Consider the following 23,884-nt stretch of genomic DNA (forward strand, 5'->3'; position numbering starts at 1 on the left):
GGCCGGCGGAGCGTCAGACGGTGAGGCCCTTGCCGCGCAGCCAGGCCGCCGGGTCGATGCCGTCGCCGCCGGGGGTGTGCACCTCGAGGTGCAGGTGTACGCCGGAGACGTTGCCGGTGGCGCCCATGTTGCCGATCACCTGGCCGGTGGAGACCTTCTCGCCGACGGAGACGCTCATCTGCGAGAGGTGGCAGTACCAGACCTCGGTACCGTCCGGGAGTTCCAGGACGATCCGGTAGCCGTACGAGCCGGACCACCCGGCCGACTTGACGGTCGCGCCGTGCACGGCCTTGAGCGGGGCGCCCGCCTGGCCCGCGAAGTCGAGGCCGGTGTGCTGCCCGGAGGACCACATCGACCCGGACTGACCGTAGGTGGCGGTCAGGGTGTACGAGGAGACCGGCATCGAGTAGCTGGCGGCCAGCTTGGCGAGCCGCTCGGCCTCCGCGCGCTTCTCGGCGGCGACCCTGGCCCGCTCCTCGGACTCGGCCTTGTCCCTGGCCGCCTTCTCCACCTTGGCGAGAGCCTCGTCGCGCTGCTTCTTCGCCTCGGCGGCGGCGTCCGCGACGGCCTTCGCCCGGGCGGCTTCCTGGACGGCCTCGTCGGCGGCGGAGCGCTGCTGCTCAGCCTGCTGGAGGATGCGGGCGCGCAGGCTGTCGCCCGCTCCCGCCTGCTGTGCGGCGGGAGCGTCCGCCCGGCCGTCGGCGGCGGCCACGGGCGCCGCGGCCGTCATCAGTTCCTCGCCGGTACCGGCGGCGGACCCGTCCCCGGAGTCCGCGCCGTCGCCGGCGCCCGGAACAAGCGAGCCGAGCGATTCGGTGATCTGGTCGGGCAGCGATATGGAGACGGCGGGCTTGTCCTGCGCGGTGGCGATGCCACCGGCGCCGACGGCGGCGATCACGCCGACACCCAGCACGGTGGAGCTGCGGGCCAGGGAGCCGCGCTGCTTGGCCACCCGGTGCTTGCCCCGGACCGGAGCGACGGAGTCCGCCGTGGGGTTCCACTCCTCGGCCGAAGCGGCGGGGCCGTTGAACGCCACGAAGCCGTCGTGACCGGCGCGCTGCTGCGGCACGGTCTGCAGGGTGGCGGTGGCGGTCGTCGTGGCCGGGGAAGTCGCGGTGGCAGGCGCCGCGGTGGCGTACGCCGGGGTGGCGGGACCGGCACCGTAGCCGTAGCCGGTGTCCTCCGGCCCGTCGGTGTCGTTCGGGACGCCGTACGCCCCGTACGAGAAAGCGGGGGCTGTGGGGGCTTCGGGGGCAGGCCTGTTGGACGCCACGGAGGCGCGCTCCTTTCCTTCCTTCTCGCCTACCGGGTTAGCTGACGGGTTCGGAGCAGGAAGGTCTCCTACGGGCCAGGTGCGGCCCGATTCACCCCAATTGGTGGTTCCCCGGTTTCCTCACGGAATTCGGCGCACGCGCGCGGCGCCGTCTCTGACGACGGCTGGGACGACCGCGCTGCGTTATCGAACGTTAATAGACACACAAGTGGAATACCAAGCCGTTCCACTTGATCGTTAACCCGGAGCACACATCCGTGGCCTGGACATCGCACCCAAAACCGCATCAATCCGGGCGACCCATGGCCCCCTTGACGCTTCCTCGGCCACACCGATTTCGGCGCGCGCAAACTCTCCACAACTGATAGATCGTCAATTGTTATGCGCGCCGCGCTGCTTCGCGCACGCCCCGTGACAACCCGTAGCCGCCGCACGGCCGCCCCCGCGACGGCCGACCGTCCTGCGACGCCGTCACGTCCGCTTCACGCGCTCCGCGTCCACCGTGACGGCCGCTGGGCGCTCCCCACGTCCGCCCTTCACGATCTCCACCGCCCGCCGCCGGGCGCTCCCCGCGTCCGCCGTCACGGCCGCTTCACGATCTCCACCGTCCGCCGCCGGGCCGGCTGCCGCTCCCCCGGCCTCCCGACCGCGAGCAGTGCCATGTCGTCCGTCTGCTTGCCGCCCGTGTGCACCCGCACGTCGCTCGTCAGGGCATCCAGTACGGCTTCGGGGCCGGGGAAGAGCGAACGCCGCAGCCGGGCCGCCGGATCGTAGAAGACGCCCGCCGCGTCCCGCGCCTCCGAAAGCCCGTCCGTGTAGAACACCAGCGTCGCCCCGCCCGGGAACGCGAACTCCCGTGCCCGGTCCGGCCACTCCCCCAGGTCCCCCATCCCCAGCGGCAGTGCGAACTCCTCCGGCGCCAGCACGTCCAGTTCGCCGTCCCCGTACAGCAGCAGCGGCTCGGGATGCCCCCGGTTCACCAGCCGTACGACGTCGCCCTCACGCGGGATCTCGGCCAGCACGGCCGTGGTGAAGCCCTCCATCACGTCCAGCCCGTCGCGCCGCCTGCCCTCCCTGGCCAGCGCCCTCTCCAGCCGCCGCGCGACACCCTCCAGGCTGCTCTCCGTCTCGGCTGCCTCCCGGAACGCGCCCACCACCACCGCGACCGCCTCCACGGCCTCAAGCCCCTTGCCCCGTACGTCTCCCACCACCAGCCGGACCCCGTACGGGGTGTCCTGCACCGCGAAGAGGTCGCCGCCGATGAAGGCGTCCGCCTCCGCGGCCTCGTACCGTGCCGCGATCTGCAGCCCGCCGATACGTTCCGGTGGCGTCGGCACGACGGCCCGCTGGGCGGCTGCCGCGATGACCCGGGCCGAGGCCAGCCGGCGGTCGCCGCGGCGCACCACCCGGTTGATGAAGACGGCCAGCGCGGCCACCGTCAGCACCGTCACCAGCTCGGTCACCGACAGCACCTTCAACAGCGAGTCGTCGCCGATGCGCAGCCCCACCACGGCCAGCACGGAGAACACCGCCGTCACCACGGTGGCGACGAGACCGAAGAAGGGGGCAGCGACCAGTGGGGCCGCGGTGAACAGAGGGGCGGCGGTGAAGTTGGGCGGCGACAGCTCGTCGTAGACCAGCCCGCCGACGATCATCAGGGCGGGCAGCACCCGGACGAACCGCCGGCTCTTGCGGCCCCCCGGCTCCACCGGCTCCACCCAGCCCTCGGTCCCGCTGTCCTCGGTCCCGTCACCCTCGCGCCCGTACCCCGCCACCCTCTGCTCTCCTGCCCAGATCCGCACCGGGTGCGGACGGTACCGCTCCCCACCCAGGCTTGCCGGAGCCGCGCCGCAGAGCGAATCGGCATCCGCCATGTGGGGGACGGGGCCCGCGCGCGCCCGCTGGCGCACGCAGTCGCGCCCGGGCACCCACGGAAACGCCTGAGGCCCGGAACTCTGGTGAGTTCCGGGCCTCAGGTCTTCAGTAGCGGGGACAGGATTTGAACCTGCGACCTCTGGGTTATGAGCCCAGCGAGCTACCGAGCTGCTCCACCCCGCGTCGGTAAACACCACCCTACGCCATCCGGAGAGCGCCTCCGACCACCCGGCGGAAGGGTCCCTCGGGCCCACAGGCTCACCCTCGGGGTCACAGGCGCACCCCCGGGGCCACAGGCCCACCCCCGGGGCCACAGGCCCACCCCCCGGATCACAGCCGCAGCTCCGGCCGGTGGTGGTGCAGCCAGACGCCCAGGTCGAGGACGAATTCCAGGCCCTCCCTGGGAAACCGGCTGCTGCCCTCGGACTCGATCAGGAGGGAGCGGACGGCCTTCGGGTCGAGCAGGCCCAGCGCGGGACTGCCACTGTCGAGCAGAGTGCGCACCTGCGCCGTCAGCGCCGCCCGGTAGGCCGGGTCGCGGACCACCGGATACGGGCTCTTGGTGCGCTCCAGGACGGCAGCGGGCAGCAGACCGCGGGTGGCGGCGCGCAACAGGCTCTTCTCCCTGCCGTCGAACGTCTTCATGGTCCACGGGACGTTGAAGACGTACTCGGCCAGCCGCCGGTCCAGGAACGGGACCCGTATCTCCAGGCCGCAGCTCATGCCGAGACGGTCGGCGCGCTCCAGGAGCACCGGGAGGAAGCGGGTGAGGCTCAGATGGCTGGCCGTGCGCAGCCTGCGTTCCTCCGCGTCGGCGCCCGGCAGGTGGGCGATCTCGGCGGACGCCGCCCGGGCCAGCTCCTCCCGGTGGGCGGTGAGGTCGAGGTCGGCGGCGAGAGAGGCGTCGAGCAGCCGGGTCAGATCGCCCCGCCCGACCGCGTCGGCCCAGGGGAAGGGGGCCTTCGTGGGGGTGACGGACCAGCGGTAGCCGCCGAACAGTTCGTCGGAGCCGTCTCCGGCCAGTGCGACGGTGTGCCGCTCGCGGGCCGCCCTGAAGAGCAGCATCAGCGAGGCGTCGAAGTCCCCGAGGCCCAGGGCGTCCCGGGCACCGATCACGTCCCGTCGGTGGCGTGGTGCAGCGAGCTCCGCGGGGGCGATGTTCACCTCCCGGTGCTCGGAGCCCAGATGGTCCCGCATCATCGCGACGTAGGGGGCGTCCCACCCCCGCCTCATCGCGTCCTGGGGCGAGGACCGCGCCGAACCGAAGTCGACGGACACGGTGCTCAGGGGACTCCGCCCCCGCCCCAGGGCGGCGAGCGCGCTGGAGTCCAGCCCGCCGGAGAGCAGGGTGCACACGGGGACGTCGGCCTGCGAATGGCTGTGCACCGCGTCGCCGAGCAGCTGCCGGATCCGGCTCACCGTGGTGGGCAGGTCGTCGTGGTGCTCTTGGGGGGTGAGGGCCCAGTAGCGCTCCGTGGAGTGGCGGCCGGGGGAGAACTCCGCGGTGTGCCCGGGACGTACCTCCTGGAGGCCGTGGAACGGGGTGCGGCCCGGTGTGCTGATCATCGGGTGGGCGGCGAGGACGAGTTCCCGCAGACCGTCGAGGGCCAGGGCGGTGGGCACCTGGGGGTGTGCCAGGACCGCCTTGGGCTCGGAGCCGAACCAGACGAGGTCCCCGTCGTGCCGGTAGTAGAGGGGCTTTACACCGAAGCGGTCCCTGGCGAGCAGCAGGGTGCGGGTGCGCACGTCCCAGACGGCGAAGGCGAACATGCCCTCCAGCCTGGTGACGCAGCTCCGCCCCCAGCGGAGGTACGCGGCGAGCACGACCTCGGTGTCGGAGGAGGTGCGGAACCGGTGGCCACGGGCGGACAGTTCGGCGCGCAGCTCGCGGTGGTTGTAGATCTCGCCGGTGAAGACCAGCGCGGCGACAGGCTCGCCGTCCGCCGCGTGCACCATGGGCTGCCTGCCGCCCACCGGGTCCACCACGGCGAGCCGGGTGTGCCCCAGGGCCGCGCCGTCGTGCAGCCAGGACGCCTGCCCGTCGGGTCCACGGGTGGCCAGGGTCTCGACCATGGTCTTGAGGTCCAGCTCGGGGGCGTTGCCCGGAAGCGGGCCACGAGAATTGACGAAACCGGCGAGGCCGCACATGGTCGGGGACTCCTGAGGTGTCGGGCGGGCAGGGGAAGTCGAGCGGGCAGGGAAGGTCGAGCAGGCAGGGAAGGTCGAGCGGGTACGGGAACACGGCGTGGCCACGGGAGGACCGAGCAGGCACGGGAAGGCCGAGCGGGCAGGGACAAGGGAGCGTCCGGCGGGGACGCGCGCGGCCCCGACGTCGGCTTCGGTGGTGCGCGGACTCCCTCAGGCGGCCTTGACCCAGCGGCCCTTGACGATCGAGGGAACGCTGAGCACCAGGGCGACGCCGGGGACCACCGCGTACCAGGCGAAGCCGGCTCCCGAGCCGAAGGTGTCGATGAGCCACCCCAGCAGGAGGTAGCCGCCGGCGATCAGCAGCGACTCGACGAACGTGATGATGGACAGCAGGCTGGAGCGGTAGCGCGAGGGCACGCCCTGGTTGAAGACGTCGTCCACCACCACCGCGGTGATGTCCGGGGCGCCCACCACCAGGAGGAACACCACGACGGTGAGCCAGGCCCACTCCATTCCGCTGGCACCCAGGGACGCCATCAGAACGGCCAGCGTGAGCGGAACCATGAGACGTACACCGAGCCGCTTGTTGGCCCGGTCCGCCAGCAGGGGCGCCACTCCGCCGATCAGGAACGCGACGGACATCACCACACTGACGAGGCTGGTGGCCACGCCCTGATGGTGGAGGGCCTCCTGGATGAAGATGAAGTACGGCGTCATGGTCGCGTGCATCAGCCCGGAGACCAGGACCAGTGAGGCCAGCCGGGGAGTGACCCCCCTCACCACGGCCATCTTGCCCAGCTGGGGAGCCCCGCCGGCGCCGCTTCCGGCGCTGCCGGTGCTGTCCTCGCCGCCGGCGGGGTCTTCGGCGCCGGTGCTGTCCTCGCCTGCCCCTTCGCCCCCGGCGGGCTCAGTGGGTACGTCGGGCTCGTCGAGGTGGGCGACGTCCTTGCCCTTGATCTCGGGCACCCGGGTCAGCAGCAGCACCGCGGCCAGGACGAGGGCGACGGCCGCTCCGCCGTACACCAGCTCCCAGGACACCTGCTGAAGGCTGCCGCCGACGGCGATGGCAAGCGCCATGGTGAGGGAACCGAGTGCCATGTAGCGGGACTTCACCTTGACGTAGTGCGTCTGAAGGCCGCGCCGCCGCAGCAGGTCGTACAGCAGTGCCGTCTCGGCTCCGGAGACGAAGGCCATCCCCACGCCGTACAGGATGAAGATGGCGACGAACCACGGGTAGCCCGAGACCGTGATCTCGCCGATCAGGCAGAGCGCGATCAGCGACTGCCCGAGCACGATGCTGGTACGGCGCCCGATGCGGTCGGCGAGGAATCCCGTCGGGATCTCGGCCACCGCGCTCACCAGGTAGAGCAGCATCTGCAGCAGGGCGACGGCAGCGGCCGAGAAGCCCTGCTCGATCAGGTAGACGACGAAAACACCGCGCTGGAACAGCGAGTTGGAGAGGATCGCGTAGGCGTAGAAGGGAAGCGCCAGCGGCCTGGTCTCCTTGAGGGGAGGCACCTCCTCGGTGGATGTCCGCCCGGTGGGGCCCAAGACGTCGGGTTCCGTGGCCATGGGGATCAAAGCTCCTTAACTGCTGTGCGCAGGCTCGATGTTCAGGCCGGTCATGAGCAGGGTGGGGCCGCCGTCGCCGACCGGAACCCCTTGGCCGTACTTGCCGCACGCGGCAGGACCGCCCAGGGCGAAATCGGAACCGATGGCCCTGATGTGGCGCAGGGCGGTGGACACCCGGCCGGTGATGACGGAGTCGGCGACCGGTTCGGCCAGCCTGCCCCGGCGTATGCGGTGGATGTTCACCCCGCCCACCGTGAACACCCCGCTCTCCGCGACCATGCCGCCGCCCAGCAGGGCGACGTGGTAGCCGTCGCGCACGGACCCGGTGAGGGCCGCCGGGTCGTCCGGGCCCGGTGCCATCACCACATTGCTCATCCGGGACAGCGGCGGGCACCGGAAGGACTGCCGGCGCTGGCGCCCCGTACCTTCGACGAACCCGGTGACCACCCCGCCCTCGACGAGCGGGCACCGGTCTGCCGCGGCGCCCGTGTCGTCGTACGGGAAGCTGCCCCAGGCCCCCGGCAGTCCGGGGTCGTCGACCACGGTCAGATGGGCGGGACCGATGCGGTCCCCGGGCGCCCAGCGCACTCCGGCCAGACCGCCGACGGCGATGTCGCCTTCGAGCGGATGGCCGACGAGCTCGTGGGCGAGCACTCCGCTGGCGCCCGCCGCGACGACCACGACGGCGTCCTCCTGGCGTACCGGGGCCGCGCCCCGCTTGCGCAGGGCGGACCGGCCCGCGTCCCCGCCGATCTCCGCGGCGGCCTGTCCGGACGCCCAGACGTCCAGGTCGCGGACCCCGATCTTCCGGTATCCGACCGTGTCCTGCTCGGAGATGGCGCGGCAGGACAGCAGGTAGCGGGGTTCGGCGATCTCCCGGTGTGTACGGCCGGGGGCGAGTACCAGGAACTCCCGGAGCTCACCGGAGTGGGACACGGCGACGGAGGAGAGCGGACCCTCGCGCCGGGCCGCGTCGTAGACCGTCCACAGCGTGTGCGTCTCGCGGCCCGCGAGACCCAGGCCCGCTGATGGGTCCCGACCCGCGAGTCCCCGGCCCGCGAAGTCCTGGCCCAGGAGTGCCCCGTCCTCGCGTCCCACGCCCGCCCCGGACCGTCCCAAGGCCGCCTCGGACCGTCCCAAGGCCGCCTCGGACCGTCCGAGGGCCGCCGCGGACGGTCCCAGGGCCGCCGCGACCGCCGCCGCCAGCCGGTCCAGTGGGAGGGCGGGGGCGCCGGCCCGGTCCGCCGCGGCGGCCAGGCCCTGGCTCAGCGCGTCCGGGGAAAGGCTGTTGACCGCCACTTCACCCGTGGCCTCCCGGTGGCGCACGGTCACCGAGAACCCGGCCTGTACGGACTCCTCCCGGGTCGGCGCGTTCCCGTCCAGCAGGAAGCAGTCCACGCTGTGGACCCGCTCCAGGAAGAACTCGACCGACACCCCCAGGGCATCCTCGATCTCCAGCAGCACATCGGCGGCCACGCGGGCGCGCGGCAGGTCAGACACCCGCATGTCTGGGCACCTGCCATCCGTGTTCCGCGGTCCAGCTCCGGGTGAATCCGGCCATCTTGAAGGGAGTGGCCGACTCCACCAGCACGGCGAGCGCCTCCGCGTCCGCCGACCGCGCGGATGCCTCGGCGATCCGGTCCACGTAGGCGAGGTCCGCCGCGTCCGCCTCGATCCCGGCGAGAGAGGCCACGAAGACGATCTGGCCACGGGTGGCGATCCCGAACGCGTCCTTCGCCGCCTCCCTCACGTCCGCGAGGGCGTCCTCAGGAAGGGTGCGCAGGAGCTCCGCGACGGCTTCGGTCGAGTTGGTGTTGAGGTCCGGGTCGTGCCGGTGCAGCAGCGCGTCCAGGGCGGTCTGTTCCGCGGACGGGGACTCCGACGGGTGCGGGACCCTGCGGTATCCGGCACGCAGCTGGAACGGCAGCAGGCGCCCCAGGGCCGACTGGCAGTACAGCACCTTCTGCTCGTCCGAGACCGGCCACATCCGTGCGTTGAGGGAGAGCCCCCGGAAGGAGGGGTGGACGATCACCCGCTCCTCGCAGAGCACGTTCTCGTTGATCGCGCGAAGGGTGCCCAGCGCCTCGAACTCCCGGGGGAACGGGCGGGAGAACACCTTCACGGCCACCAGCATCGGGCCCATCCGGACCGTGCGGACCTCGGTGACCAGGTTGTCCCAGTCGATCCAGCGCTCCTCGTCGGAGCGGTAGTGGTAGCTGCCGAGCTGCTCGTAGTCCGCCCGGTCGCCGGCCGCCTCCACGAAGGCCTCGGAGATCCTGGCGCCCGGCTCGTGCCCGGCGGTGACCTTGGTGACGGAGCCGTCGAAGTCGATCGTGATGTGCTCGTCCGGGCAGACGTAGCCGGCCAGGTCGTCGTGGGCGGTCGCCACGACGGCGTTGAGGCCCAGCGACCGGCAGGCCCGCTGGAAGTTGTGGGCGATGACCTTCGCGGTGGTCCGGTCGAGGGTGGAGCAAAACTCGTCCACCACCAGCAGCTCGGCCCGGGTGGCGGCCAGTCTGGCCAGCAGCAGGCGGTGCCGCTGTCCCTCGGAGAGGTGGTCGGGCCGGGACATCATCAGCCGGGGCTCGCCGAGGCCGAACCGCCCCAGCCAGGACACCGCTTCGCCGACCTCGCCCTCGAAGAGGTCGATGACCCGGTCCTCGGGGCCGATCGGGGCCAGGTCCTCGGCGGTACGGACCTCCGTGTGGCGGGCCAGCTCGCGCAGCAGGCTGGACTTGCCGGTACCGCTGAAGCCGGTCACCAGGGTGATGCCGTGCGGGGAGACGGTGACGGGTTCGAGGGTGACGGTGTCCCGCTTGGGCTCCGCGCCGAAGAGGTCGCGCAGTACCCGGGCCCGCGCCGACAGGTCGAGCCGGTCACGCTCGTGCCGGACCTGAATCGCTATGCCCATGCTCAGCACCATGACCTTTCTTCCTGCACGAGGGTGTCCTTCAGGTTCATCACAAACCGGCTGGAGCGGGCCCGGGTCCGGCGCCGCAGCACCACCCCGTTCAGCCATTCACTGACCATCCAGGTGGCGGCCATGGTGTTCACCGGTGCGATGGAGGCGGCCATGATCGGGTCGCCGAGCGTGGTGCGGGCCATGGCTCCCAGCTGTTCCATCTCCTCGGCGAACAGCTGGTGGCCGGTCTCGTCGGCAGCGCCCAACACCGGTCCTACGGCGGCCTCTTCGAGCCCGGCGGCGGCGAAGACCACCGTACCGCCGTAGTCCTTCGCGAATCCGGCGACCAGTGCGGACAGCGTGCCCACCGGACGGTCGGCGCAGCAGAACAGGGTCCAGCCGCCCGGCCCGGCGCCCTCTGCCAGCGGCCCTGCGACCGCGGGCAGGGTTCCGTCCCCGACAAGTACCCGCACCTTGTCGATCCGGGTGTCCGGGTACCGCTCCGCCAGGAAGTCACCGAGGGCGTCGACCTTGGGGCGGCCGAGATCCGCGCGCCGGAAGGTGAACTGCCGGTTGAAATTGGTCACTTCGACCGCGTCGTGGTCGATCAGGAGGAGCTCGCGCACTCCCATGGCCGCGAGGTGCACCGCGACGATGGAGCCGATTCCGCCGCAGCCGACGACGACCGCCCGGTGGCCGGAGATCCGCTCGGCGGCGGAATCCGGCTCGTCGGCCGCCTGCGCGAGCCAGAGACGCTGCTTGGTGTACTGGTCGGTCCGCGCGCTCCGGGGCAGCCCGACCAGCATGTCGCGGGCCGCGAACTCGGCGAGCAGGGCCAGCCGCAGGCCGGTCGGCTCGAACCGGTCCCAGCGCAGGCCGGCGACGAGCAGGCCCGCCCAGTGGCGCAGTGCGTCGTCGGCACCGCCCACCTGGAAGCCGCGCTCGCCCAGGACGACGAGTTCCGCGTTCTCCCCCTCCACGAGGACGACGCTCGCACGGAGCATGAGCCCGTGCGGGAACTTCTGCCGGAGCTCCTGCGAGAGGTCGTCGCTCATGTCCACTCCCCCAGGGGTTTCGCGAGGCGGGAGAGGAAGACTCCGGGGACTTCGGCGAGGGGGACGCAGAGTGCGTCGCGGGCGAGTATCCCGGTGAGGTCGCGGGCCGCTTCCTCGGTCGACCGGGCGGTCGCGGGCGCGGCGTCGAATCGGCGCAAGGTGTTCACGTATCCGTCCAGGGTCGAGTGGGAGCGGAGTTCTGCCATGAAGGCCAGGCCGCGGTAGATGCCGAGGCGGTCCGGGTGGAGCCCCCGGAACAGGTTGACGCGCAGGTCGGTGCCGGCCGTGCGGTTCTCGTACCGGTCGGGGACGAGCACGGTGGGGATGCCCGCGTCGTGCAGGAGGTGCGCGACGGCCGCCGCGATCTCCCGGTTGGGGTAGTAGGTGTCGTACGAGATCCGCAGGGCGTCCGACCGGCGGGGCCGTACCGCCCGGCGGACCGGTGCCTGCTCGCGCCGGGCCGCCTGCGCGTAGCCGCGTGGGAAGTCCTGCTCGGGAAGGAAGTCGGAGCGCGGCAGCAGCGGGGCTGGCAGCAGTTCCGCGAGCCTGTCCGTCGCGGTCGCGCGCTGGATCGCCAGGCGCCTGTCGCGGGCGGCGGGCTCCGCGAGCGCGCCCTCGAAGCAGAGCGTCACGACGATGCCGAGCTGGCGGACCGCGAGCGCGGGGTCGTCGGCGAAGTCCGCGAGCCTGCGGTACGGGAACGCGGTGTCCGAGGTCATGTCGACGCGGCCCGCGGCGTACGCGTCGAGCCCGCGGTCCGGGTCCTTGACGCGCCGCAGCACGAGCCGGCCGGGCAGCCCTTCGGGGGCGTGGGCCTGCCGGGCGAGGGAGATCGTACGGGGGCCACAGGCAGTGATGCGGTAGCTTCCCGCACCGTCGTGGCGGGCCGGGCCGTCGCGGACCTCCCGGTGCGGGGCGGCCGCGGGCAGGGTGGTCAGGTGGGGGAAGCCGAAGTCGGGTACGGACAGACGCACATGGAGCCGGTCGCCCAGTGAGGACACCTTGTCGACGTGGCGGAGCCAGTAGCCGGTCGCGGTGGGCGAGGCCGCGGCGCGGAGCAGGGCGTCCGCGTAGTCGGCGGCGCACACCGGTGACCCGTCGGCCCAGTGCGCGCCGGGCCGCAGCGCGAAGTCGTGGCGCAGTCCGTCGGCGGAGCTGTCCATCTCCCGGGCGCCGATCAGCAGGGGCGTCCCGCCGAGGGGTGCGGCCAGCAGGGGGCGGGTGGTCAGCGTCGCCACCTGGAGGCCGCTGTGGTCGGCCCACAGCGGTTGTTCGAGTGTCGGGGGGAAGGAGTCGAAGGCCAGGGACGCGTGTGATTCAACGGGCATCGGAGGTCTCGTCCCAGGTGATCAGGGCGTCCTCGTACGTCCGCAGATCCGTCATCGCCTCGCGTACCCAGTCCAGTTGGCGTGCGCGGAAGGCGGGGTCGCTGAGCTCGACGGCTCCGCCGCGCTCCGCGAGCTTCCGCACGTGCGCGTTGCGGGTCCGGCGCAGGGTGGAGATCGGCTCGATGAGCCGGGTCTCGAACTGGTCGAGGAAGGAGAGGAGTCTGCCCTCCTCGGCGAAGTTGGCGGTGAGCATGATGTTGCGCTCGGGGTTGCGGACCTCGTGGAACCAGTCGGCCGGGATGTAGAGCGTGTCACCGGGCCGGAGCGTGACCTCGTACAGCGGTTGGCCCGTGTCCCTGATCACCTCGTCGTAGGTGTCCTGGGACCACATGCTGTCGGTGGGCCGCCACTCGGCGTGCGCCTCGGGCCCCACGAACCGCACGCTCTTGGTGCCCTGGAGGACCGCGAGCCACGCGCTGGTGGAGAAGGTGTCGGTGTGGATGCCGGTGGAGCAGCCGGGTTCGCCGAAGAACAGCCACATCCGCCCGAAGCGGACCTGCTCGGGAAGCCGGTCGATGCAGTCCTGCGAGAAGATGCCGGGAACCCGGAAGTCCTCCAGCAGTTCCGGGCAGTCCCGGACGAAGTTCCATCCGGCCAGGTATTTTCTCGGCCCGGTGGATTCTGGGTCGACCGGGCTGTTCTCCCAGAATTCCAGGACGTCGGCAAGGGGAAGCTGGGCGTATTCGTAGGTGTATTCTTCGCCGCTCTCGTACTCGCGGACCTGCACGGTGTGGTCCCCGTAGCGGTGACGGAAGTATTCCGCGTTCCACAGTTCGAGGGCGGGCCATCCGGTCTGGAGTCCACGGATCACCACCGGCTCCTGAATGTCTTCGACGGTGGAAACCGAAGAGGCATCCAGTACGCGCAGAGGGGTAATCGGAATTTCTGTCATCGTGGGCTCCTGCGGGGAAGGGTGTTGGCCCCCTCCGCGAGAGGCAGGGCCTCTCGCGGAGGGGCTGTGGAACCACCTCGGCCCACCGGCCGGCCCGATCGACCGCCACGGCCGTCGGTTCAGGACCCTGGCGGTGTGTTCAGGAACCTGACGTCCGATCAGCGGCATGACGGTCCGATCGGGACCCTGTCGGCCTGATCAGAGCCCTGTCGGCCTGATCAGGGACACGGCGGTCGGATCGGAGCAGCGGCGGTGCCGAGAAACACGCTTTCGCGGGTTTCAGCAGCGGCGGGCGAGGCCGGCGACCATGGCCGGGCTGGACAGGTCGGTGATGCGCAGCTCGATGCTCTCGCGCTTGCTCACACGGTCCTGGGCCTGAACCGGCTTCGGGGTCAGGATGGCCGGGGTGGCGGTCGTGATCTCGTTCTTCATTCAGTGTTCCCTTCACCGGGGAAGCGTGCTGCTTCCGGCTTTTCTGCCGCCCCGTTCGGTGGCGACGGAATGAGAATTCCTCCGCCTTCTCCACGATTTCTATTTTGATCTTCTCCCGTTGCCGCATGTCTTCCGGCCCGGTACTCAACCACCCCGGCATAGGGCATATTGAGGCCATGGGTCACATCGATGTCGGTCATGTTCAGTACTTCCTGCCGGACGGACGCACGCTGCTGGGTGACGTCTCCTTCAGAATCGGAGAGGGAAATTCCGCCTCTCTGGTCGGCCCGAACGGAGCGGGCAAAACCACTCTTCTCCGGTTGATAGCAGGTGATCTCGATCCGCACGAGGGGGCAGTTTCGGTCAGTGGCTCCCTCGGGGTCATGCCGCAGTTCATCGGCAGCGTCCAGGACGAGCGGACCGTCCGGGACCTCCTGGTGTCGGTGGCGCGGCCGCGCATCCGGGAGGCCGCCAGGGCCGTCGACGAGGCGGAGCACGCGCTCATGACGGTCGACGACGAGGCCTCGCAGATGCGCTACGCGCAGGCCCTCTCCGACTGGGCCGAGGTACAGGGCCACGAGGCGGAGACCCTCTGGGACATCTGCACGGTGGCGGCCCTCGGCCTTCCGTACGAGCAGGCCCAGTGGCGGCAGGTACGGACCCTCTCCGGCGGCGAGCAGAAGCGGGTGGTGCTGGAGGCCCTGCTGCGGGGCCAGGACGAGGTGCTGCTGCTCGACGAGCCGGACAACTACCTCGACGTACCGGGCAAGCGGTGGCTGGAGACGCAGCTCAAGGAGACCAGGAAGACCGTCTTGTTCGTCTCCCACGACCGCGAACTGCTCGCCAACGCGGCACAGAAGATCATCAGCGTCGAGCCGGGCGCCGACGGGGCCGACGTATGGGTGCACGGCGGCGGGTTCAGCACCTTCCACGCGGCCCGCAAGGAGCGCTTCGCCCGCTTCGAGGAGTTGCGCAGGCGCTGGGACGAGAAGCACGCGCAACTGAAGAAACTGGTCCTCGCGCTCCGCCAGGCGGCCTCGATCAGCCCGGACATGGCCTCGCGGTACGCCGCGGCGCAGACCCGGCTCCGCAAGTTCGAAGAGGCCGGCCCGCCCCCCGAGCCCCCGAAGGAGCAGGACATCCGGATGCGGCTCCGGGGCGGGCGCACCGGCCTGCGCACGGTCACCTGCGAGAAGCTGGCACTCGTGGGCCTGATGCAGCCCTTCGACCTGGAGGTCTTCTACGGTGAACGGGTCGCGGTCCTGGGGTCCAACGGCTCGGGCAAGTCCCACTTCCTGCGGCTGCTCGCCGGCGAGGACGTGCAGCACACCGGCCGGTGGAAGCTCGGCGCGCGGGTCGTCCCCGGCCACTTCGCCCAGACCCACGCCCACCCCGAACTGCAGGGCCGCGCGCTCCGGGACATCCTGTGGGAGGACCACGCCCAGGACCGGGGCGCGGCCATGTCCGCCCTGCGGCGCTACGAACTGACGCGCCAGGGCGAGCAGAACTTCGAGCGGCTCTCGGGGGGCCAGCAGGCCCGCTTCCAGATCCTCCTGCTCGAACTCGCGGGCACCACGGCCCTGTTGCTCGACGAACCGACCGACAACCTGGACCTGGAGAGCGCGGAGGCCCTCCAGGAGGCCCTGGAGACCTACGAGGGCACCGTGGTCAGCGTCACCCACGACCGCTGGTTCGCCCGCTCCTTCGACCGGTACCTCGTGTTCGGGAGCGACGGGAACGTACGGGAGACCTCCGAACCGGTCTGGGACGAGCGGCGCGTACAGCGGGCGCGGTGAGCTGCCGCCGACGCGGGGGCGACCGGGGGCGCGGAGAGCTGCCGCTGACGCCGGGGCTGCCGGGGGCGCGGAGAGCTGCCGCCGACGCCGGGGCGGCCGGGGGGCACGGAGAGCTGCCGCCGACGCGGGGGCGACCGGGGGCGCCGATGGCGCGGGTCCTGAAACCCGTTCATGTCCTGCCGCGTCAGAGGTACGAGTCCACCCCCTCGCCGCCGGACGCCGGGAGTTCACATGCCTGCTCAGGGAGCACGAACCGCCCAGCGACGCGCCGTGCTGTGGCTGCTCGCCGCCGCCCTGGGCGCCGCTTCCGGATGCGGCGGCGGAGGCACGGGGACCGCCGGCGACGCGGAGAGGTCGGCGCACCGGGCGCGGCAGGTCGCCGAGGCCTGGGACGGCTCCCCCGCGGCCGCCGCGTGGCGGGCCGGCTACCACCCCATGGGCGACGTGGTCGAGTTGCCGCGGGGCGGCCTGCGGAACCGGGCCGACCAGCAGGCGTACCGGGACCGCAGCTTCGTCCTGCGCGGCACGCTGCCCGCCGCCTGGACCGGGGAGAGCCGGGTGACGTGGCCCGGGAAGGGGGAACTCGCCCGGCCCTCGCGCGGGGCGGCCGAGTCGTTCAAGGCCCTCTCCTCCCCCCGTGCCGTGGGAGCACCGCACCTCACGGTGACCGGGGCGAAGCCGGGTGTCATGACGGTGGTCACCAGCCGTGGCCCGGCCGTGGTGCCGGCCTGGCTGTTCACCCTGGACGGTTACACAACTCCCCTGAAGCGGGCCGCCGCCCTCCCGTCCGCACTCCCCCGGTCCCCGATCGGGGCGGCTCGCGACGTTCCCACAAACGCACTCGAACGCGTGGTCCTGATCGCCGCGGACGGGCGCGCGGTGACGGTGTCCGCCGTCCACGGGGCCTGCGACGAAGGACCCGTCGTAAAGGTGCTGGAAACACCCGGCAGCGTGGTGCTGTCGGCCTCCGTCGCCGACCGGCACCCCGGGGGCCCGTGCACCAAGCAGGCCAAGTTCCGGCAGCTGACGGCCAGGCTCGGCAACCCCCTGGGCGACCGCGTTCTCCTCGACGCCCACACCGGCGAACCCGTCCCCCACCAACGGGAACACGGGCAGGTCACCAGCTGGAGCTGAGGACAATGTGCGATGCGCCACTCGTGCACCGGGTTGCCGGGGCGGAGATCATCGCCGCCCCGTAACGTCCACCGCATGAGTCTCCCACAGGGCCGGACACCAGGCCTGGACGCCTCCCGCCTGCCGCCGCAGCACCGGGGCGGCCAGGGAGGCGTGGCGGTCGCGGACGGCGCACCCGGCGGGCAGCCCGGGACGGCTCACGCGCCTCACGCACCCCGCGCACTTCGCCCGGCGACGGACCGCATCACGCGGGGGAGTTCGCTGCCCGCGCTGCTGCCCTTCCTCCTGTGCTTCCTTCTCTGCTGCGGGCTGGGCTTCCAGTCCTGGACGGCGCTGCGTGCGACGGGATTCGACCTCGGGATCTTCGACCAGGCGATACGGGCGTACGCCCACTTCGAGCTGCCCAGGTCACCGATCAAGAACGTGCACCACGAGTTCCCGCCGGGCTTCTCCCTGCTGGGGGACCACTTCTCCCCGGTGCTCGCCCTGCTGGCACCGCTGTACTGGGTGTGGGACGACCCCCGCGTGCTCATCCTCGCCCAGGCCGCCCTGTTCGCCGCCGGGGTACCGGTGGTGCGCGGGATCGCCCGGCACTGCTTCGCGGGTACGGCTCCCACCGTCGTGCGGCGGGCGGCCGACGGGGCCGGCCTGGTGTACGCGCTGGGGTGGCCGCTGCTGAGCGCCTCGCACACCACCTTCCACGAGGTGGCCTTCGCGGTGCCCTTCACCCTCCTGATGCTGGAGCGGGGGCTGGCACACCGCTACACCGCTGCGGCTCTCTGGGCGGGCCTGCTGTGCACGGTCAAGGAGGACATGGGGCTGGTGGCCGGGGCGTTCGGGCTCCTGCTGGCGGTACGCGCCCACCGGGCGGGCCACCGCAGGGGCAGGAGCATCGGCGTCACGGTGCTGGTGGCGGGGCCGCTGCTGTCGGCGCTCCTGATCACGTGCTTCCTGCCCGCGATGGGCGGACAGCCCGGCTACTACTGGTCGTACGACCGCCTCGGGGCGGATCCGGGCAGCGCGCTGACCCGGATGTTCACCGAGCCGTGGGTGGTGGCGCAGGTCGCCTTCAGCCCGTTCATCAAGGTGACCCTGCTGGCGTGGGTGCTGGGCACGCTGGCACTGCTGCCCCTCGGGTCGCCCACGCTGCTCCTCGCGGCGCCGCTGCTGGCGGAGCGGGTGCTCTCCGACAACCCCAACCACTGGCCCGTCATCAACCACTACGACGCGTTCCTGTGGCCCGTACTGCTCACCGCCGCACTGGAGACCCTGGCCCGGCTGCACCGCTCGAAAGCACCGCGCGTCACCGCGTACGGCCGCAGGCTCCCCCGTCAACTGACGGTGGCAGCCGTCTCCCTGAGCACCGCGGCCTCGCTCTTCCTCGGACTGGGGCCCCTGCTCAACCCGGACTCCTGGCGCCCCACGGCCGGTCAGCGCGCCCTGGCCCGGGCGGCGGAACTCATCCCGGACGGTGCGACCGTCGAGGCGGACAACAACATCGCCCCCCGCCTGACGGCACGTACCCAGGTCGTCCTCGCCGACGCGACCCCGCGCGGAGCCGACTGGGTGCTGCTGCGCGACAGGGAACGGGCCTTCCCCTTCGCCTCCGTGGAGGAGCAGCAGCAGCGCATCACCCTCCTCCTGGCCCACGGGCACGAGGAGGTGTGGCGCGGGGACGGAGCGGTCCTGCTGCGCCGCGTCCACCCGACCCACGTCCCGGGAACGAGCCGCCCCGGCCCGGACAGCGTTCCGGTACGCGAACAGGTTCCCGCGGACGTGGGACGCAGCCTCTTCTAGCGGCCTGCCACCCCGCAACGACGGAGCGCCCCGACCGAAGTCTCTCGGACGGGGCGCTCCTCGCAGGTCAGGGGCGCGAGCCCCTCACTTCGTCCTGTAGGCCATGTCGGACTCGAACCGACAACCAACGGATTAAAAGTCGAGGAGCCCGAGTGATGTTGGCTGGGGCGCCGTGCCTGCCCATGCCGTTTCGGCTGGTCAGACCGGGTGCCCCGGCCATCCGGCTATCGACCTATGACACCCCGTCCGAAAGCGTCCGGGCTCACAGCGGGCTCACGTCTCGCGCACGCTCCCCTTGGCATTCGTCCTGGTGCGGGTTGGTCGACAGCGTCTCCTCGACGCGCATCAAAGAGGTATCCCATAGCTCCCCAACCTGTTGAGGCACTTCGCCGAGCATGCGTGGAGGCCGATGCAGTCCGCGCTGATCGAAAGGCTCGTCGGGGAGGATCGGGTTACCCCCTACTCATTCGGCACATTGCTCACCCGAAGCGCCTGCGTCTCGTATCGTTCTGCTGATGCTGGGCTCGTAGCGAGGAGCGCTATGTGGGAGGCCATCGGTTGGCTGCTGTTGATGATCGTCTTGGCGCTCGTAGCGATGTCCGCCTCGCAGTCACTTCAGCGTTGGAACGCAGCCGATGAAGAGCGACGGCTCCCACCGCTCTCTGTACACCCAGAGGAGATCCCCATGCTGACGCGTGAGGTCTTCGAGGTGATCTGCAGTGTGGGTGATCCAAAGACACCGGTAGCTATGGGGCGGTACTTCAAGGACCGCGGCTGGAACAACCGGGACATCCGTGACGTCCTACGACCCATCAGCCCCTCACTGATCACTCGGCAGAGCCCCTACTTCCACGTCTACATGCCGACAGAGCGCGGCCTGAACGTCTATGGAGGGCTGATCATGAGCACCCCTGCCGAGCAGTTCAACATTTGGGCCGACCAAGGCAGTTTCGTTGGCGGGATCAACATCAAGAGCAACGGTTCTACCGCCCAGGCAGGGCACTCGAACACATCCCACACCAGGCACGCGTCCTATCAGCGCATTGTGGAAGCACTACGCGCTGATGCTCCAACAGCAGCAGGCCTCGAAGCGACTTCGGCCGAGGACAATGCCGACGACCTTGAGGAAGCCATCGCCGCCCAGGACCAACCCCGTATCGACCGCATCCTCGGCCGGATCAACTCCCTACTTTCCGGAGCTTCGTCCGCCTTCGCCCTCACACGCGAGGCCACGAACATGTTGGGTTAGCCCTGACCCCTCAGTGTCCTGGTGTACTCGTGCGCTAAAGGTCACGACGGTGACGGCTATCTACGCTCCGCCGCCTTCGTCATTTCTCCCGACTGCTCTCCCTTTCCATTACGAGTGGGGGCTACCACTCCTGAGCATTCCGCGCGGCCCGTTCGTGGGCGGTCCCGACGAACGCAGGACCGCAACCGGCCGGCAGACGCTCGACCACCATGGCGACTGCTTGCTGCGCCATGGCAGCTTCATCAATCCGCTCGATCCGCGAGGGACCTTCGACGTAGAAGAGCCCGGCATGAAACGCACCGGTCGAGCGCGGCCTGATGTACGGAACGTCCCAAGTCCAAGGGTCCTCAGTGCACCGGCTGAAATACAGCTCCCACATGCCGGTCCAGGGGCCATCACACCACCTCTGCGCGAGCCCCACGCGCGGGACGATGCCCTCCACCTACGACCCGAAGGACATCTACATGCGCACCCATACCATCCCCGCAGTCGCGTTACTCCTCACCGCGCTCACCGCGTGCAGCGGCACAACCGAGCCAAAGTCCACCCCGACGGTCACCGTCACGGCCACCCCAACCCACGACAAAGCCGCTGTGATCAAGCAATGCACCGACGCCGTCGCGGAGATCCCCGGCGGTGAAGGCGGGGAAGTCCCCCTCGAGCCCACCCCCGGGCCTTGCTCCCCACTCACCGAAGCTGAGTACCTGGACGCCTACATGGAAGGAATCAGCCAGGGCAACAAAGCCGCGACGGACGCACTCAAGGACAAGATCGAGAAAGCGGCCAGCACCGGGGGGCAGTGAGCGAGGGGCGGGGAGCGGCCTAAACGTTGGCCGACAATGCCTACTTGGCGAGCCAGTACTGAATGTGCTGTCACGAAGCGACCCTTAAGCTCTCCACTCTCAAGGAGAGTGGGGGTACGCGAATGGGCGAAGTCCGAAAGTACACATCAGGTACGCACGCAGCATTGATGTCGCTGTGTCGGGGAACCTGCTACTGGCCAACCTGCGATGAACCAGTCACGAAGTTGGTGGATGGGGAACACATCCTCAACCTGGAAATCGCACACATACGCGCCGTCAGTTCAGGGGGAAAGCGTTTCGACCAGAACATGACTCTCAACGACAGGAACGACTTCAAAAATCTACTGCTGCTCTGCAAGGCACATCACATACGCGTGGACGGCCGAGACAGTGACCAGTACACGGTCAAAATGCTGCAAACCTGGAAAAAGGACCGAGAGTCCGATGGACTAGATGCCCTCCAAGGAATCCGAGGGCTCACTGAGGATCGCTTCCGTGAACTCGTCAGTGAGTCATTCGAATCATTCTTCTACGAGACGAATGACGCCCTAACGGAGTTGGCCAAGATCGCCCCGGAGGCAGCTAGCACCCTCCGGGTACTTGTGGATGAACTATCCGACCCGCGTGTCCACGGGTTCGGTGTGGACCCGGACGCAGCATGGGCTCTTCAAACCGCCGCCCATGACCTGAGGGGGTTGGAAGACAACGCACGAACTCTCCGAGATGCCGCTGACGACTTACGAGGGCTCGAAGATAACGCTGGCCGCCTGAGTCGCGCCGCTAACAGTTTACGGGGCCTAGAAGACTTACCAGGACAGCTCGAAGATGCTGCACGCCAGATTCGTAACGCCAGAGGCGACTACTAGACGGTCTCCAGTCGACTCCACCACGGCAGAGAAATGGCGGACGGGAAAGGGAAAGCCCCGGCCACCTCCCTCGGGGGTGAGAGGCAGCCGGGGCCGGCGGTGGGTTAGCGGAGTGCGGCGAGGACTCGGCTCCGCAACCGCTCGTCGGTGAGGGTGTCGGGGCTCCGCCATACGAAGCCGCTTACTTCCTCTTCCTGCAACTCGACTTCCACGGGCCCGGTCGCGCGGAAGAGGTACCGCACGTCCGCGTGCTGGTGTGCCGGCTCGCCCTTGCTCTTGCTCGCCGGGATCTCGTGCACGTCGATGTGTACCGGCCCCGGCAGAAGGGGGGCGATGCTGGACCGGATGCCGGTCTCTTCGCTGAGTTCGCGGAGCGCGGCGCCCAGTAGGTTCGGGTCCTCGGGCTCCAGGTGTCCGCCGGGGGTGAGGTACTTGTTCAATCCCTTGTGGTGGATGAACAGCACTTCGCCGTTGTCGTCGACGAGCACGGCCCCCGCCGTGACGTGTACGGGCTCGGTCTTGCGGCTGGTCAAGTCGGCGTCCTTGTCCAACGATTCGAGCACCAGGGACAGCGCGGCTTTCTCGTCGGGGTGCGCGTCGGCGTACTCCGTGAACGTCTCTCGGATGTGCTCGGGCGTGATGGCCATGGGGTGATCACCTGTTGAAGTAGTTGAGCCAGGTAAGGGCGATGGTGCTTCGCTCGTCCGCCGAGATCTCGTGTACGGCGGGGGTGAGGTCTCCGCGAGCGAGCGCACGGACGCCCGCGAGGATCTCGGCTTGGACAAGGAAGATGAAGGGCCCGACGCTTGCGCCGTGGATGAAGTTGACCGCCTCACCTCCGTTGAGCAAGTAGAAGTAGTGCCCGGTCGTCTCGAACCGGGTCACGTGCTCTTGCGCGCTGTTCCGGGTGTAACCGTCCGGCAGGCCGGCTAGCTCCAACTCGTCTTCCGAGCTGGTCACGGTGGCGACGTACGCCCCGTTCTTGAGTTGCGGGAAGTCCTCGCCCCGCAGCGCCATGGAGCCTGTTGCGCAGAGCACCAGTCCCGCCGTGCTCAACGACGCTTCGCGGTTTCTCGCTACGGCGTACCCTTGCGAGAGGGCTTGTGCGCGCCGTACGGGGTCGATGTCGTACACCGTGACGTGCACACCCTTGGCGTGCAGCAGACGCGCGATGCTGGACCCGAGCTTGCCGAAGCCGATCACCAGGGCCGGACGCCCGTGCAGGATGTCCCCTCGCCCTCGCAACAGGGCTTCGGTGGAGAACACCACGCTCTGACCGACCAGGAAGTCTTCCGGATCTTTGAGTGGGCTCCGCGCGACGGAGACCACGGGGCACGGCAGTTTGTCCCGCTCGGCGTAGCGTCGGTGCCCGTTCTCGGTGTCCTCGACCACCCCGAGGACGGTTCCCGAGAACCGTTCACAGAGCGCGTCCAGCACGGGGGCGAAGTACCCGCCAACGTCCAGCAGGACGAGCGATTCGCCGGCTGCCCGGGATTCGAGGTACGCCACGGCCTGATCAGGGTCGGCGAACAGCTCACGGGTCAACTCGTCCACGGTGAAGCTGGATTCGACTTCCCGTCGGGCGACAGCGGTGATGGACTTGGGCTTGGGGAGCACGGCCCGAAGTTCCGAGACCGTGCCGACCGCACGTACGAACGCGGGGCGCTCGGGCAACAGGTGAGTCACCAGGAGCGAGGACGGGCGTTCCGCCGGGGTGAACAGTTCGGCGATCTTGCGCCAAAAGGTCTCTAGTCGTGCCCGTTCCGAAGCTTCCATGGTCACCCTCTCGTCTTGTGGCATTCGACTTGGGCCCGTCCGGTCACCGGGTGAGTCCGAGCGGTGGACTCAGACCGGGGCGGAAGCTCTAGGGATCGGCCCTGGTGCGCTCGGGCAGGGGTTCCGGTGTGGCCGGGGCCACCAGCAACAACCGCGCGGCGAGCTGCGGGCGGAACAGCTTGAACAGCTCGTCGACTGCTTCGCTCTCGGGATCGGATAGCGCCCACGAGTGCGCCCCTGGGTGGTCGACGAACAGCCCACACGGGGCGCCCTGGTCGTCTTGGGCTGCGGGACAGTCCCGCAGTACGAGAACGACGTAGGGCGGGTGGGTGTCCGTCCACCGGGTCCACACCGCGCCCGTATCGGGACCGTCGATTTCACAGACGATCCCAAGGTGTTCGCCCTGGTGGCGCCGTTCGAGATCGCAGCGCATCTTGGGGTGGGTGTGCTTGCGGTCCGCCGTTCCCGAGATTTCCAGTGCAGCGGTAACGAGCACATCGGACAGCATGGATTCCGCCCCGCAGATGAGGACGACGCTCGCGTTCCCCTCAGTGGTCACAGTGCACCTGCCGCACCCAGGGCGAGGGCACGGCCACCGGCACCGCGGACAGCTCGTACATCGTCGTGTCGTCGCGCGCCATGAACCGGATGCGCTGCCCGCGGTCGAGACCCGACACCGCGCCGGACTGCCGGATGACGTCCGAGCACCAGTCCCGTAAGGCCGTGGGAGCGTCTGGTACGCCACAGGGCACTTCATAGAGTGCAGCAGCGGGTACGGGGGCGTGCTCGGGCTCGGGGTCCAACCGGTCCGCGATCCAGCGTGCACGGTCTCGGAGCCACTGGCAGGCGAGAGCCGGCGAGTGCGCCCGGTGCTGTCCCAACTGGACTTCCACGGGCTTGCTGTCCGCCGAGCCGTGCGCGGTGAC

22 protein-coding genes, 1 tRNA gene and 1 riboswitch are annotated in these 23,884 nt (G+C 70.1%); of the genes, 6 read left to right on the forward strand and 17 right to left on the reverse strand.

The window, feature by feature from the left end:
- Nucleotides 1-13 precede the first annotated feature (13 nt).
- The 12 genes from ACFWVV_RS04885 to ACFWVV_RS04940 all read right to left on the reverse strand — a co-directional run bounded on the left by ACFWVV_RS04885 (nucleotide 14) and on the right by ACFWVV_RS04940 (nucleotide 13,884).
- Nucleotides 14-1,273 (reverse strand): M23 family metallopeptidase, encoded by a 1,260-nt coding sequence (locus tag ACFWVV_RS04885; RefSeq protein ID WP_384343552.1) that lies wholly within the window; start codon nucleotides 1,271-1,273, stop codon nucleotides 14-16.
- An 11-nt stretch (nucleotides 1,274-1,284) separates the two neighbouring features.
- A riboswitch (cyclic di-AMP (ydaO/yuaA leader) is annotated at nucleotides 1,285-1,418 on the reverse strand.
- A gap of 436 nt (nucleotides 1,419-1,854) precedes the next feature.
- Complete coding sequence (locus ACFWVV_RS04890) at nucleotides 1,855-3,147, reverse strand: PP2C family protein-serine/threonine phosphatase (protein WP_384343550.1); 1,293 nt, start codon at nucleotides 3,145-3,147, stop codon at nucleotides 1,855-1,857.
- Nucleotides 3,148-3,257: 110 nt separating this feature from the next.
- Nucleotides 3,258-3,331: transfer RNA gene (locus ACFWVV_RS04895), tRNA-Met, on the reverse strand.
- Nucleotides 3,332-3,478: 147 nt separating this feature from the next.
- Nucleotides 3,479-5,296 carry an asparagine synthase (glutamine-hydrolyzing) gene (asnB, locus tag ACFWVV_RS04900; protein ID WP_384343547.1) on the reverse strand — a complete coding sequence of 606 codons (1,818 nt, stop codon included), beginning with the start codon at nucleotides 5,294-5,296 and terminating at the stop codon, nucleotides 3,479-3,481.
- A gap of 210 nt (nucleotides 5,297-5,506) precedes the next feature.
- The gene (locus ACFWVV_RS04905) at nucleotides 5,507-6,868 is read right to left on the reverse strand and encodes an MFS transporter (protein ID WP_384343544.1); all 1,362 of its coding nucleotides are present in this window, start codon (nucleotides 6,866-6,868) and stop codon (nucleotides 5,507-5,509) included.
- A gap of 15 nt (nucleotides 6,869-6,883) precedes the next feature.
- Nucleotides 6,884-8,374 carry a TldD/PmbA family protein gene (locus ACFWVV_RS04910; protein ID WP_384343542.1) on the reverse strand — a complete coding sequence of 497 codons (1,491 nt, stop codon included), beginning with the start codon at nucleotides 8,372-8,374 and terminating at the stop codon, nucleotides 6,884-6,886.
- Nucleotides 8,361-9,779 carry a hypothetical protein gene (locus tag ACFWVV_RS04915; RefSeq protein ID WP_384343539.1) on the reverse strand — a complete coding sequence of 473 codons (1,419 nt, stop codon included), beginning with the start codon at nucleotides 9,777-9,779 and terminating at the stop codon, nucleotides 8,361-8,363. The genes ACFWVV_RS04910 and ACFWVV_RS04915 overlap by 14 nt, the downstream gene beginning before the upstream one ends.
- Nucleotides 9,780-9,781: 2 nt before the next feature.
- Entirely contained in the window at nucleotides 9,782-10,825 is a 1,044-nt protein-coding gene (locus ACFWVV_RS04920; RefSeq protein WP_384343535.1) for a ThiF family adenylyltransferase, read from the reverse strand.
- Nucleotides 10,822-12,153: an ABC transporter substrate-binding protein gene (locus tag ACFWVV_RS04925; RefSeq protein WP_384343532.1), complete on the reverse strand. Its 1,332-nt coding sequence runs from the start codon at nucleotides 12,151-12,153 to the stop codon at nucleotides 10,822-10,824. The genes ACFWVV_RS04920 and ACFWVV_RS04925 overlap by 4 nt, the downstream gene beginning before the upstream one ends.
- The gene (locus tag ACFWVV_RS04930; RefSeq protein WP_384343531.1) at nucleotides 12,143-13,105 is read right to left on the reverse strand and encodes a cupin-like domain-containing protein; all 963 of its coding nucleotides are present in this window, start codon (nucleotides 13,103-13,105) and stop codon (nucleotides 12,143-12,145) included. Before ACFWVV_RS04930 ends, ACFWVV_RS04925 begins: the two co-directional genes overlap by 11 nt.
- Nucleotides 13,106-13,384: 279 nt before the next feature.
- On the reverse strand, nucleotides 13,385-13,537 hold the full coding sequence (locus ACFWVV_RS04935) for a hypothetical protein (protein WP_384343528.1): 153 nt from the start codon (nucleotides 13,535-13,537) through the stop codon (nucleotides 13,385-13,387).
- Nucleotides 13,534-13,884: a hypothetical protein gene (locus tag ACFWVV_RS04940; RefSeq protein WP_384343632.1), complete on the reverse strand. Its 351-nt coding sequence runs from the start codon at nucleotides 13,882-13,884 to the stop codon at nucleotides 13,534-13,536. The genes ACFWVV_RS04935 and ACFWVV_RS04940 overlap by 4 nt, the downstream gene beginning before the upstream one ends.
- On the opposite strand from ACFWVV_RS04940, the gene ACFWVV_RS04945 reads away from it, so the two are divergent.
- The 4 genes from ACFWVV_RS04945 (at nucleotide 13,771) to ACFWVV_RS04960 (ending at nucleotide 19,513) form a co-directional block, all read left to right on the forward strand.
- Entirely contained in the window at nucleotides 13,771-15,333 is a 1,563-nt protein-coding gene (locus tag ACFWVV_RS04945) for an ABC-F family ATP-binding cassette domain-containing protein (protein WP_384422621.1), read from the forward strand. The genes ACFWVV_RS04940 and ACFWVV_RS04945 overlap by 114 nt on opposite strands.
- Nucleotides 15,334-15,564: 231 nt before the next feature.
- Nucleotides 15,565-16,467: a hypothetical protein gene (locus ACFWVV_RS04950; protein ID WP_384343525.1), complete on the forward strand. Its 903-nt coding sequence runs from the start codon at nucleotides 15,565-15,567 to the stop codon at nucleotides 16,465-16,467.
- Nucleotides 16,468-16,542: 75 nt separating this feature from the next.
- On the forward strand, nucleotides 16,543-18,264 hold the full coding sequence (locus ACFWVV_RS04955) for a DUF2079 domain-containing protein (RefSeq protein WP_384343522.1): 1,722 nt from the start codon (nucleotides 16,543-16,545) through the stop codon (nucleotides 18,262-18,264).
- Between the two features lie 685 nt (nucleotides 18,265-18,949).
- Nucleotides 18,950-19,513: a hypothetical protein gene (locus tag ACFWVV_RS04960; protein ID WP_384343519.1), complete on the forward strand. Its 564-nt coding sequence runs from the start codon at nucleotides 18,950-18,952 to the stop codon at nucleotides 19,511-19,513.
- A 121-nt stretch (nucleotides 19,514-19,634) separates the two neighbouring features.
- On the opposite strand, the gene ACFWVV_RS04965 is transcribed toward ACFWVV_RS04960, so the two are convergent.
- A complete protein-coding gene (locus ACFWVV_RS04965; RefSeq protein ID WP_384343624.1) occupies nucleotides 19,635-19,892 on the reverse strand; it encodes a DUF6193 family natural product biosynthesis protein in 258 nt (85 codons plus the stop codon).
- A gap of 52 nt (nucleotides 19,893-19,944) precedes the next feature.
- Here ACFWVV_RS04965 and ACFWVV_RS04970 point away from each other — a divergent pair, with 52 nt between their 5' ends.
- Nucleotides 19,945-20,316, forward strand: coding sequence for a hypothetical protein (locus tag ACFWVV_RS04970; protein WP_384343516.1), 372 nt, complete (start codon nucleotides 19,945-19,947; stop codon nucleotides 20,314-20,316).
- Nucleotides 20,317-20,438: 122 nt separating this feature from the next.
- Nucleotides 20,439-21,182 (forward strand): HNH endonuclease signature motif containing protein, encoded by a 744-nt coding sequence (locus ACFWVV_RS04975; RefSeq protein WP_384343513.1) that lies wholly within the window; start codon nucleotides 20,439-20,441, stop codon nucleotides 21,180-21,182.
- 104 nt (nucleotides 21,183-21,286) lie between these two features.
- On the opposite strand, the gene ACFWVV_RS04980 is transcribed toward ACFWVV_RS04975, so the two are convergent.
- The 4 genes from ACFWVV_RS04980 to ACFWVV_RS04995 all read right to left on the reverse strand — a co-directional run bounded on the left by ACFWVV_RS04980 (nucleotide 21,287) and on the right by ACFWVV_RS04995 (nucleotide 23,635).
- A complete protein-coding gene (locus tag ACFWVV_RS04980; RefSeq protein WP_384343510.1) occupies nucleotides 21,287-21,829 on the reverse strand; it encodes an NUDIX hydrolase in 543 nt (180 codons plus the stop codon).
- A 7-nt stretch (nucleotides 21,830-21,836) separates the two neighbouring features.
- Nucleotides 21,837-22,958 carry an adenosylhomocysteinase gene (locus ACFWVV_RS04985; protein WP_384343508.1) on the reverse strand — a complete coding sequence of 374 codons (1,122 nt, stop codon included), beginning with the start codon at nucleotides 22,956-22,958 and terminating at the stop codon, nucleotides 21,837-21,839.
- 88 nt (nucleotides 22,959-23,046) lie between these two features.
- Complete coding sequence (locus ACFWVV_RS04990; protein ID WP_384343505.1) at nucleotides 23,047-23,517, reverse strand: hypothetical protein; 471 nt, start codon at nucleotides 23,515-23,517, stop codon at nucleotides 23,047-23,049.
- Nucleotides 23,507-23,635, reverse strand: a complete 129-nt coding sequence (locus ACFWVV_RS04995) for a hypothetical protein (RefSeq protein ID WP_384343502.1) — start codon at nucleotides 23,633-23,635, stop codon at nucleotides 23,507-23,509. Before ACFWVV_RS04995 ends, ACFWVV_RS04990 begins: the two co-directional genes overlap by 11 nt.
- Nucleotides 23,636-23,884: the final 249 nt, after the last annotated feature.

The sequence above is a fragment of the Streptomyces sp. NPDC058663 genome, from assembly GCF_042716745.1.
Lineage (GTDB): Bacteria > Actinomycetota > Actinomycetes > Streptomycetales > Streptomycetaceae > Streptomyces.

What these genes read in the sequence shown, in the direction of transcription:
- ACFWVV_RS04955 (WP_384343522.1), top strand. Translation starts at nt 16,543, where the DNA reads ATGAGTCTCCCACAGGGCCGGACACCAGGCCTGGACGCCTCCCGCCTG.
- ACFWVV_RS04915 (WP_384343539.1), bottom strand. Translation starts at nt 9,779, where the DNA reads ATGGGCATAGCGATTCAGGTCCGGCACGAGCGTGACCGGCTCGACCTG.
- asnB (WP_384343547.1), bottom strand. Translation starts at nt 5,296, where the DNA reads ATGTGCGGCCTCGCCGGTTTCGTCAATTCTCGTGGCCCGCTTCCGGGC.
- ACFWVV_RS04925 (WP_384343532.1), bottom strand. Translation starts at nt 12,153, where the DNA reads ATGCCCGTTGAATCACACGCGTCCCTGGCCTTCGACTCCTTCCCCCCG.
- ACFWVV_RS04950 (WP_384343525.1), top strand. Translation starts at nt 15,565, where the DNA reads ATGCCTGCTCAGGGAGCACGAACCGCCCAGCGACGCGCCGTGCTGTGG.
- ACFWVV_RS04980 (WP_384343510.1), bottom strand. Translation starts at nt 21,829, where the DNA reads ATGGCCATCACGCCCGAGCACATCCGAGAGACGTTCACGGAGTACGCC.
- ACFWVV_RS04910 (WP_384343542.1), bottom strand. Translation starts at nt 8,374, where the DNA reads ATGCGGGTGTCTGACCTGCCGCGCGCCCGCGTGGCCGCCGATGTGCTG.
- ACFWVV_RS04930 (WP_384343531.1), bottom strand. Translation starts at nt 13,105, where the DNA reads ATGACAGAAATTCCGATTACCCCTCTGCGCGTACTGGATGCCTCTTCG.
- ACFWVV_RS04920 (WP_384343535.1), bottom strand. Translation starts at nt 10,825, where the DNA reads ATGAGCGACGACCTCTCGCAGGAGCTCCGGCAGAAGTTCCCGCACGGG.
- ACFWVV_RS04960 (WP_384343519.1), top strand. Translation starts at nt 18,950, where the DNA reads ATGCTGACGCGTGAGGTCTTCGAGGTGATCTGCAGTGTGGGTGATCCA.
- ACFWVV_RS04890 (WP_384343550.1), bottom strand. Translation starts at nt 3,147, where the DNA reads ATGGCGGATGCCGATTCGCTCTGCGGCGCGGCTCCGGCAAGCCTGGGT.
- ACFWVV_RS04975 (WP_384343513.1), top strand. Translation starts at nt 20,439, where the DNA reads ATGGGCGAAGTCCGAAAGTACACATCAGGTACGCACGCAGCATTGATG.
- ACFWVV_RS04935 (WP_384343528.1), bottom strand. Translation starts at nt 13,537, where the DNA reads ATGAAGAACGAGATCACGACCGCCACCCCGGCCATCCTGACCCCGAAG.
- ACFWVV_RS04965 (WP_384343624.1), bottom strand. Translation starts at nt 19,892, where the DNA reads ATGTGGGAGCTGTATTTCAGCCGGTGCACTGAGGACCCTTGGACTTGG.
- ACFWVV_RS04970 (WP_384343516.1), top strand. Translation starts at nt 19,945, where the DNA reads ATGCCCTCCACCTACGACCCGAAGGACATCTACATGCGCACCCATACC.
- ACFWVV_RS04905 (WP_384343544.1), bottom strand. Translation starts at nt 6,868, where the DNA reads ATGGCCACGGAACCCGACGTCTTGGGCCCCACCGGGCGGACATCCACC.
- ACFWVV_RS04985 (WP_384343508.1), bottom strand. Translation starts at nt 22,958, where the DNA reads ATGGAAGCTTCGGAACGGGCACGACTAGAGACCTTTTGGCGCAAGATC.